This is a genomic window from Mesorhizobium sp. M7D.F.Ca.US.004.03.1.1 (assembly GCF_003998635.1).
GTDB lineage: Bacteria > Pseudomonadota > Alphaproteobacteria > Rhizobiales > Rhizobiaceae > Mesorhizobium > Mesorhizobium loti.
This window is the reverse complement of sequence record NZ_RZQG01000140.1, coordinates 1-9,736: the sequence shown is the minus strand read 5'-3', so window position 1 is coordinate 9,736 and position 9,736 is coordinate 1. Positions and strand designations below refer to the sequence as shown.

General features: G+C 62.9%; 8 protein-coding genes and 1 pseudogene. 4 read left to right on the top strand and 5 right to left on the bottom strand.

All coding sequences use genetic code 11. The features are described from left to right. The 3 genes and pseudogenes from EN935_RS11105 to EN935_RS11095 form a co-directional block, all read right to left on the bottom strand. Positions 1 to 219 (bottom strand): annotated as a pseudogene (locus EN935_RS11105) (isoprenylcysteine carboxyl methyltransferase); the annotation flags it as partial. 730 nt (positions 220 to 949) lie between these two features. After that, complete coding sequence (locus EN935_RS11100) at positions 950 to 3,001, bottom strand: elongation factor G (RefSeq protein WP_127262806.1); 2,052 nt, start codon at positions 2,999 to 3,001, stop codon at positions 950 to 952. A 193-nt stretch (positions 3,002 to 3,194) separates the two neighbouring features. Next, positions 3,195 to 4,721: a GGDEF and EAL domain-containing protein gene (locus EN935_RS11095; RefSeq protein WP_127262807.1), complete on the bottom strand. Its 1,527-nt coding sequence runs from the start codon at positions 4,719 to 4,721 to the stop codon at positions 3,195 to 3,197. Positions 4,722 to 5,003: 282 nt separating this feature from the next. Here EN935_RS11095 and EN935_RS11090 point away from each other — a divergent pair, with 282 nt between their 5' ends. Further along, positions 5,004 to 5,399: a cupin domain-containing protein gene (locus tag EN935_RS11090; protein WP_109659925.1), complete on the top strand. Its 396-nt coding sequence runs from the start codon at positions 5,004 to 5,006 to the stop codon at positions 5,397 to 5,399. Positions 5,400 to 5,468: 69 nt separating this feature from the next. Here the strand turns inward: EN935_RS11090 and EN935_RS11085 are convergent, their stop codons facing one another. Then, positions 5,469 to 6,671: a pyridoxal phosphate-dependent aminotransferase gene (locus tag EN935_RS11085; protein ID WP_126070111.1), complete on the bottom strand. Its 1,203-nt coding sequence runs from the start codon at positions 6,669 to 6,671 to the stop codon at positions 5,469 to 5,471. Between the two features lie 195 nt (positions 6,672 to 6,866). Between EN935_RS11085 and EN935_RS11080 the strand changes: the two genes are divergently transcribed. The 3 genes from EN935_RS11080 (at position 6,867) to EN935_RS11070 (ending at position 9,359) form a co-directional block, all read left to right on the top strand. After that, positions 6,867 to 7,763 carry an EAL domain-containing protein gene (locus EN935_RS11080; RefSeq protein WP_109659929.1) on the top strand — a complete coding sequence of 299 codons (897 nt, stop codon included), beginning with the start codon at positions 6,867 to 6,869 and terminating at the stop codon, positions 7,761 to 7,763. Then, positions 7,760 to 8,608, top strand: coding sequence for an EAL domain-containing protein (locus EN935_RS11075; RefSeq protein WP_126070109.1), 849 nt, complete (start codon positions 7,760 to 7,762; stop codon positions 8,606 to 8,608). The genes EN935_RS11080 and EN935_RS11075 overlap by 4 nt, the downstream gene beginning before the upstream one ends. Before the next feature lie 142 nt (positions 8,609 to 8,750). Next, on the top strand, positions 8,751 to 9,359 hold the full coding sequence (locus EN935_RS11070; RefSeq protein WP_109659933.1) for a glutathione S-transferase family protein: 609 nt from the start codon (positions 8,751 to 8,753) through the stop codon (positions 9,357 to 9,359). Between the two features lie 123 nt (positions 9,360 to 9,482). On the opposite strand, the gene EN935_RS11065 is transcribed toward EN935_RS11070, so the two are convergent. After that, a complete protein-coding gene (locus tag EN935_RS11065; protein WP_127262808.1) occupies positions 9,483 to 9,683 on the bottom strand; it encodes a hypothetical protein in 201 nt (66 codons plus the stop codon). Positions 9,684 to 9,736 lie beyond the last annotated feature (53 nt).

The window sequence follows — 9,736 nt, the reverse complement described above, 5'->3', positions numbered from 1 at the left end:
GGGCGTGCCGAGGCCCTCAAGCGCAAAGCGACCGAAGGCATGCAGGAGTGCTGCGATCGCGGCGACGATCAGGAGCCCGCCAACAGGCGCAAAGCCCGGCAGGCTTGACCAAGGCAAGCCCCAGCGGTCTGTCAATAGCCAAGGCACCAGCCCGGCAACCACGCAGGGCGCCGCAATGAAGAAGGCCGCACTGCCGGCGATCGCCGAAAACGCCCGCATTGGCTGCTTCCTCCCCGATTGCCTTAGAAATGAACGCCTGCTGCCCGCTTCCACATCATCACGCAGTTTTGGCAATTTGGGGCAAAAACCGGTGGGGATTCGCGATTCTCTAGTGACAATCGCCCGGTTCAGCGCTCCATTTTGACGATTCTGCTGGTCCTATTGGCTCCTGGAATGGGTTAGACCACAGCCTGCGTCTTTTTGCATGCGTGTGTTGCAAAATAGATGCTTGTTTCTTGGGCATGATGAGCACATATATAGATCATCTCCTGGGCGCGTTCTCCTCCCATTAGCGCCCTAGAGTGTTCCCCTCTGGAGGTTAGCCTTAACAGGCACTTCCAATCAAACTCAGCCGGATCTTCGTTGATCCGGCTTTTTTGTTGCCTGTGCCCTGCTGGGTTGACCAAAAAATCCATCACAATTGCCACGTAACCGTGACATGTAACCTCTGGTAACATATCCTGGACGGCCGGGACCTGCTATGTACGGCATAGGACGCGGTGTGGTTCGAACGGGAGATGGGGGCATCACTCGTACGGCCCGGGCTCAGGCGGCTACCGCGTCCGAACCGTTTCTTCCGCCGAGTTCGGCGGCATCAAATGCGGCGGACCTGCCGTTTTACCTCCCAAGGAAACGGTCCGCGAACAAAACGACGTCCGGTCCCCGCCGGGCGTCGTTTTCTTTTTGCCCCTCGAACCGAGGTTCGAGGGGTATGTGATGGTGCTACGGGTCAGGCAGCCTTGCCGTCGGTGTTCATCGCCTCGTCGGCCAGACGGCCGGTGAGTTCGGCCATGTGGTCGAAGACCGCACGGTAGCTGGCGACGCCCGCGGTCGCCGAGCGCAACTCGATGATCAGGTCGCCGATCTCGGCTTGCGGCATGGTTGCCTCGACGACATCCCATCCCGGCCAGTCAGGCCGCGCGTCATAGCCGAGGATCTGGCCGCGCCGCTGTGGGATGAGCGCGATGATCTTCGAGGTGGCGTCGGACGGCGTGACGATCTCGACCTTCATCACCGGTTCCAGAAGCACCGGCGAGCACGCGGCCATGCCTTCCTTCATGGCCAGCCTGGCCGCCATCTGGAAGGCCATGTCGGAGGAATCGACCGCGTGGTAGGAGCCATCCGACAGGTTGACGGCGACATCGACGACGGGAAAGCCGAGCGGCCCGGACTTCAGATAATCGCGCACGCCGGTTTCGACCGACTGGATGTAGGTCTTCGGCACGACGCCGCCGGTGATGGTGTCGGTGAACTGGAAGCCGGAGCCGCGCGGCAGCGGCTTGATCTCGATCACCACGTCGCCGAACTGGCCATGGCCGCCGGACTGTTTCTTGTGACGGCCGCGCTGCTGCGCCGGTTTGCGGATCGTCTCGCGATAGGGCACCGCCGGTGCATGGCCTTCGACCGGTATCTGGTTCTTGCCCTCCAGCCGTTCGCGCACGACACGCAGATGCATCTCGCCATGGCCCGACAGCACGGTTTCGGCCGAGTCCTGGTTGTGACTCATGCTGAGCGACGGGTCTTCCTCGGCCAGCCGCTGTATGGCGGCCGACATCTTCACTTCGTCCTTGCGCTCCTTGGGGCGCAGTGCGAAGGCGAAGACCGGTTGCGGCGGCTCGAACTGGAACAGCTGTTTGGCGCCGCCCTTGGCCGAGCTTAGCGTCTGGCCGGTCTTGACCTCATCCAGCTTGCCCAGCGCCACCGTGTCACCGGCCTTGGCGATGGTCAGCTTGGACTGGTCCTTGCCGAGCATCCGGTAGATGCCGGAGACCTTGGCCGTGTCGCCGCCGGGCAGCCAGAGTTCGGAACCGTCGACGACCTGACCGGACAGGACGCGCGACACCGACAGCTTGCCGCCATGCGGCGTGTGGATGGTCTTCATCACCTGGACCAAGGTCGCGGCGCCGTCGGGTGCGCCGAGCCGCTTGCGGGTCGCCTCGGTGTCCGGCGCGTCGTGGCGGATCGCCTTCAGGAGGCGCAGCACGCCGTTGCCCTTCTCGGCGGTGCCGATCAGCACTGGCGTTACCGCGCCGTCGCGCAGATCGGCGGCAAGGTCGTCGAAGATCGCGTCCTTGGGTGGCTCGATCTCCTCGAGCAGCTGTTCCATCAGCTGGTCGTCATGGTCGGCCAGCGTTTCCAGCATGGAGAAGCGCGCCTCCAGTTCGCGCGCCTTGTCGTCGCCCGGTATCTGAGCCACCTCGCTTTCGGCATACTCGCGATAGATGTAGGCGCGCTCCAGCGCCAGATCGATCGAGCCGATGACGACGCCATCCTTGCGCAACGGAATCTGGCGCAACAGCAGCGGCACCGCGCTGGCCGGCTGCAGCATCTTCAGCGTGTCGCGCACGCCGGCGATTGCCTTGTCGACCTTGTTGAGGAACAGGATGCGCGGCACGCCGAGATCGTCGAGCTTGCGCATGATCAACTGCAGGGCGGGGATCTTCTTTTCGTCGGCCTCGGCTACGACCACCGCGAGGTCGCAGGCGGCCAGCACCGGCTCGGCCTCGAAGGAAAATTCGATGGAGCCGGGACAGTCGACGAAGGTGATCTGCTCGCCCATGAATTCAGTGGTGGCGATTGTCGCCTCGACGCTCATGGCGTGGGCGCGCGCCTCGGGCGAATGATCCGAAACGGTATTGCCTGATGAAACGGGATTTTGTCGGGGAATTGAGCCCGTACGGGCCAGTATGGCTTCGAGAAGTGTCGTCTTACCGCTTGCAAAGGGACCGACTATGGCAATGCATTTCGGTCCCGTGCGTCGTCCTCCGGCGCGAGTACCCATAACTGACCTCCACTCAGGCGTTTCCCGTAGGACCGACTGGCATGCATGGTTCAGGCGTGGTCAATCGGTCCTGAGCGGCGGCCGGCCTGTTCGACCGTCGCGGGCGGGGTTCTTTTCAAGTGCCACCTGCCCAAAGCCATCGTCCCACTTGTTTGCCGGCAGGGCAAGAAAAATAGAAATCTTCGCTGTGGCCTCAGGCGCTCAGCGCCAAGGGTTCGGCGTGGACGGCGCGCAGGGAAGCAACCTTGTCGCGCGGTGCCGGCCTGCCGAAGAAATAGCCCTGGAACCGATTGCAGCCGGCGGCTTTGGCGAGGGCGAACTCCTCTTGCGTCTCGACGCCTTCGGCGACGATAGTGACGTCCTGGATGCGCGCGATCTGCGCCAGCGCCGAAACGAAGATCTGCGCCACCTGGTCATGGGCGAGGCTGCGGATGTAGGAGCGGTCGATCTTGATACTGTCGATGGGCAAGGTCTTCAGATAGTTGAAGCCGCAATGGCCGGTGCCGAAATCGTCGAGCGCGATGTGGAAGCCAAGGCCACGCAACGCTTCGAGGCGTCGCAGGATCTCGGGCGTGGCGGCGGTCGCCACCGTCTCGGTGATCTCGATGACGAATTGCGCGGCGGAACGGCCGGTCTCCTTCAACACGCGGTCGCACATGGTGACGATCTCGTCGCGCTTCAGCTGTTCGCCGGAGACGTTGATCGAGATGCGGCGACCGGGGAAGTGGCCGATGTCGGCGCAAGCCCGCTTGAACACCCATTCGCCGAGCATGTCGATCAGGGTCGAGCGCTCGGCGATCGGAATGAATTCGGCAGGCGAGATCAGGCCGCGAACCGGATGGCGCCAGCGGATCAGCCCTTCGAAACCATAAGCGGATCCGTCCGGGTTGACGATCGGCTGGTAGTGCAGCTCGAGTTCGCCGAGATAGACGGCCGCACGCAGTTCGCGCTCGATCAGGCGGCGGTAGCGCTTGTCGGACAGCATCTCCTCGTCGAATACGGTGACGCGGCCACGGCCCGCCGCCTTGCTTTCATAGAGCGCCAGGTCGGCAACCAGCATCAGTTCCGTCGTGTTGGAGGCATGTGTCGGCGCCAGTGCCACGCCGATAGAAATGGAGAGCGGGATGGTCTTGCCCTCATGCGATTTGCCGGCCCGCATGGTATCGAGCAATTGCCTGACATCCTTGTTGATGGCGGCGAGATCGCCGTGGGGAATGATGACGCCGAACTCGTCGCCGCCGAGCCGTCCGACCAGGCCGCCGGCAAAGATGCGCTCTGATGTCTTGACCAGATAAGCCAAGGCGAGGTCGCCGAACTGATGCCCGAACGTGTCGTTGAGCTGCTTGAAGTGATCGACGTCGATCAGCAGCAAGGTCGCATCGCGCCGGTCGCGCATGCTGCCGAGACTGTCATGAAGCGCTTCGAGGAAATAGCGGCGGGTCATCGCCCCCGTCATCGCGTCCCTGGTCAGGAAATGATGTTTTTCCGCCTCGGCGACGGCCGCCGACCGCAAGCGATGGACGACGCTGCTGCGCATATACATCAGCGCCAGCAGGGCCAGGCCGGTGGCCAGGATCGAGACGGTGAAGGAGGCGCCCGAGGGCAGGTTTTGCGAGATGTCGAAAGCGCCGAGCACCGCAGCGCCGATGCTGATCAAAAGCAACAATTGAATGCCGCGATAGATGCCACTGTGGTCCCTGATCGTCGCCAGTATGCTCATCTCATCACCCCTGCACCCGCCGGCAAGGGCTAGAGGGCAGGCGTTAAAAAGCCCTTGAGGCGGCTACGCCTGGCCGGCGATTTGGCCGCCCGTGCCGGTGATCGAACGTTCATGGTTAAGAAGCCTGCCGCGGATGCCGTCAGGATGGCGGAGAAGGCCGATCGCAGTTGCACGGCGCGGCATATCGGAGGAAGGTGGCGGCTTGCGCCAATGTCATTTGCGCCAACGCCCGGACAGGCGGTGTTCTGCCGCCAGCCGGTCAGAGATCAAGGACCATCGACCATGAAGATCATTGCCTGTGGCAGCGTGCCAACCGTCATAGCGCCCGAAAAATACTTCACCGGCCGGGTGCTGCAGACGCCCATCATCGAGAAAGAGGCACCGGCGCGGCTACGGGCCACGCTGGTCAGCTTTGAGCCGGGCGCGCGCACCCACTGGCATACGCATCCGCTTGGCCAGACGCTCTATGTCACCGTGGGCGCCGGGCTTGCCCAGACATGGGGCGAACCGGTTCAGGAGATCAGGGCCGGCGACGTCATATCCTTTGCGCCAGGCGAAAAGCACTGGCATGGCGCGGCGCCGAAATCGGCGATGACGCATATCGCCATGCAGGAGGCGCTCGACGATGTCCATGTCGATTGGCTGGAGCCGGTTAGCGGCGAGCAGTATGGCAAGTGATGTTATCTGGCCAATACGAAAAACCCGGCGTCGAGCCGGGTTTTCATTGATTGCGATGCCATGCGCCGATCAGGTCAACGAGGCGGTAAAGCGCTGGATGCGCGTGCAGGCTTCCTCCAACAGCGTCTCCGAGGTGGCGTAGGAGATGCGGAAGTTGGGGCCAAGGCCGAAAGCCGAGCCGAACACCACCGCGACACCCTCGGCCTCGAGCAGCTCCGAGCAGAAGGTCTCGTCGGTGTCGATCAGCTTGCCGGCCTTGGTCTTCTTGCCGATCAGCTGGGCGCAAGAGGGATAGACATAGAAAGCGCCTTCCGGCGACGGACACGTAATGCCGCGAGCCTGGTTGAGCATCGACACGACAAGGTCGCGCCGGCCCTGGAAGATCGCCTTGTTCCTGGCGATAAAGTCTTGCGGGCCGTTGAGCGCCTCGACCGATGCCCATTGCGCGATGGTGCAGGCGCCCGATGTCTGCTGGCCCTGGATCATGTCCATCGCCTTGATCAGCTGGACGGGACCCGCGGCATAGCCGATGCGCCAGCCGGTCATGGCATAGGCTTTCGAGACGCCGTTCATGGTCAGCGTGCGCTCGTAGAGCTTCGGCTCGACCTCGGCGATGGTCTTGAAGACGAAATCGCCATAGGTCAGGTGCTCGTACATGTCGTCGGTCAGCGTCCAGACATGCGGATGCTTCAACAGCACATCGGCCAGCGCGCGCAGTTCGGCTTCCGTGTAGGCGGCGCCAGACGGGTTCGACGGCGAGTTCATCAGCAACCATTTGGTCTTCGGCGTGATCGCCTTTTCCAGCACGGAAGCGGTCAGCTTGAAGCCGTTGTCGATCGAGGTGTCGGCAAACACCGAGGTGCCGCCGCAGATCGCCACCATCTCGGGATAGCTGACCCAGTAGGGGCGGGGGATGACGACCTCGTCGCCGGGGTTCAGCGTCGCCATGAAGGCGTTGAACAGGATCTGCTTGCCGCCCGTGCCGACGATGGTCTGCTCGGGCTTGTAGTCGAGATTGTTCTCACGCTTGAATTTCTTCGCGATCGCCTCGCGCAGCGGCACAATGCCCGAAACCGGCGGATACTTGGTCTCGCCACGACGGATCGCCTCGATCGCCGCATTCTTGATGTTGTCGGGCGTGTCGAAATCCGGTTCACCGGCGCCGAGGCCGATAATGTCACGGCCGGCATTTTTCAGCTCGCGCGCTTTCTGCGTCACCGCGATGGTGGCAGAAGGCTTCACGCGGGAAAGGGTGTCGGCAAGAAAGGCCATGACCAGATATCTCCAAACTAGGTCGGCGCGGGCCGGGAGCGGCCGCGGCGCTTCTCATGTCGCATGATTTCGCGCAGTGCAAGCATTGTCGGCTGATCCAGGTCTCAAGGAGCTGTGATCGGCAACAATAAATTCATTAACAGACGGTAGAGGCTTGAGTGGCAGGATCGCAATCCAATTGCGGAGCGAGGAACCGTGTCGCGCAGCGTCGGGCTTGCCCACATCATCCGTCAGGACGACGGCACCTCCACCGGTGTCTGGGGCATCTACACGCTGCAAAGCGCCTTCCAGCCGATCTTCGCCTTCAACGAAGGCAAGCTGTCGGTGGCCGCGTTCGAAGGGCTGATCCGGCCGTTCCGTGACGGCGAGCCGCAATCGCCGATGAATTTCTTCTCGACCTGCCCGGCCGCCGACCGTCTGCACATCGAGGCGCTGACCAGGACGCTGCATCTTCTGAACGCCGGCGCCTGCCTGCCGCAGGAGGCGTCGATCTTCGTCAATTTCGATCCGTCGGTGTTCACCGAACGCACCGTTGCCGACGCCGCCTTGCGCGAAATGCGGCTGGTGCTGCATGAGGCCGGCATCGATCCGCGCCGTGTCGTCTGCGAGGTGACCGAGCAGCGGTCGGCATCGCAGGAAACCCTGCACAACTTTGTCGCGGCGCTGAGAGCCAACGGCTTTCGCATCGCCGTCGACGATTATGGCGCCGACGATTCCGACATCAACCGCATCAAGGAGCTGAAGCCGGATATCGTCAAGTTCGATGCCTTCTGGATCACGCAACTGATGGAATCCGGTGCCGGCTTCGCGTTGCTGACCACCATGGTGAAAAGCTTCGAGGAGCAAGGCATCCGCACGGTATTCGAGGGCATCGAGGAGGGCTGGCAATTGGAGCTTGCCGAGAAGTCAGGGGCGTCGATGGTGCAGGGTTTCGTGCTGGCGCGGCCCGAACTGGCGCCGACCAGTTTTCGCGTCTTCGGCAAGACCAGGCAGGCACCTGTCGTTGCTGCCGTCGGCGACACGCCTGCTCCAGCCCCGGCACCGCATTCGGCGCGGCCGGTGAAGGCGTTCGGGCGCAGGGTGGCGTCATGAGGCCTGAACGGCGGCGCAATGTCGGCGATGCGATCCAGGTCGACGAAGTCGGCATCGAATACGGCATCTATGGCGAGTTCCGGCTGCGCAGCGCCTATCAGCCGATTTTCGCGCCGCGTGGTCGGTTCCTTCATGCTGTCGCGGTCGAAGCTCTGATCGAGCCGCACCGTGCCGGCCGGCCCGGCGCACCGCGGGTTTTCTTCGAAAGCATTGCCGCCTCGGACCGGCTGTTTGTCGAGACCATGTGCCGGGCGCTGCATCTCAGGAATTTTCGCAACATCGGCGTCGACGGGCTCGATCTGTTCTTCAACTACAATCCGCTGATCAACGACCATCCCGGGCGAGCGTTGGCCGAGATCCGGCTGATGACCAGGCATCTCGCCGATTTCGGCCTCGCGCCGGCCATGCTGGTCTGCGAAATCACCGAACAGGCCGCCGATGACGCGCTTCTTGCCCGGTTGGCGCGCGAAATGCGGCGCGACGGCATCCGCATCGCCATCGACGATTTCGGCACCGGGCACTCGACCGAGGAGCGGGTGAGCCTGCTCAGGCCCGATATCGTCAAGATCGACGGCACCTGGTTCGCCGAGTTCTGCCGCCACGCTGCCGCCGAGCGGTTCTTCCGCCCGCTGGTTTCCAGCCTGCATGACCGTGGCGCCAAGGTGCTGGTCGAGGGCATCGAGCAGCCCACCCATCTGCGCGTCGCGCTCGAAGGCGGCGTCGACCTGCTGCAGGGTTTTCTTCTCGCCCGCCCCGCGCTTGCCGGCACGGTATTCGAGGAAAAACCGCTGGTCATCGATACGCTGCTGGGCAGGGACAACAAGGTCGTGCCCCTTTTTGGCTAGGGCATGCCGACGATTGGTGCCGTGAGCGCCCTTGGACGCTTTGCATCAGCGGCGCTGATGGTCGTACCAAAACAAATCATTGGTTGAGGACGCCGCCGCTGCGATAGTTGCGCCAGTGGAGACAGCGCTCGGGGGAATAGCCATGATACTGTACAGCATGATCGACAGCGGCAATTGCTACAAGCCGCGCCTGCTGATGGCCAAGCTTGGCCTTGCGTTCACCACTATCGAGGTGAGCTCGCACACCGGCGACACGCGCAAAGCCGATTTTGTCGCCAAGAACCCGAACGCCATGGTGCCGCTGCTCGAACTCGATGACGGCCGGCGGCTGGCCGAATCCAATGCCATCCTGCTCTATCTCGCCGAAGGCACGCGCTTCCTGCCGGTCGACAGATATGAGCGCGGGCTCGCCTACCAATGGCTGTTCTTCGAACAGTACAGCCACGAACCCTACATCGCCGTGCGCAAGGCGCTGCTGACCTTTCCAGAAAGAGCCGCGGATGCAACGCCGGAGCGGCTGGCGGTGACGCTGGAGCGCGGCAACAAGGCGCTCGGCGTGATGAACAAGCATCTGGAAAACAACGCCTTCTTCGCCGGTGGCGCGCTCAGCGTCGCCGATATCGCGCTCTATGCCTATACGCATACGGCAGAGCAGGGCGGCTTCCAGCTCGACGCCTATCCGGCGGTGGCGGCGTGGCTGAAAAGGGTGGAGGCGGATCCGGGGCATGTGCCGATCGAGTGGGTGGGTTAGTTTTGTCCTCACGCCGTCGCCGCTTCGCGGCCGCTCCGGACGGGGCGCGCCAACAGGCGCGCCGCCCGGTCGGGCTTGCGGCCTTCGGCCGGTGGCGCGAATTTGTATTGGCTGAGATGTGAATCAGAGGGGGCGGGCGCGGCCCGCGCGAACTTCAGCTAACGCCTGCTCTGCAGGCTTATCCAGTCTGCCGGCCCTGGCGTCGGCCTCGATCTGCGCATCCCAGGTATCTCCCTGAAACGCCGCGAACCATTTGGCAAACGCCTTCAGTTCTTCAGCGCTTAGGGCTGCGACGGATTTTTGAATCTGTTCGAGTTCGCTCATGAATGGAAAATATCATAATCGCCGTTGCGAAGCGAAATGGCCGAACCCCAGAC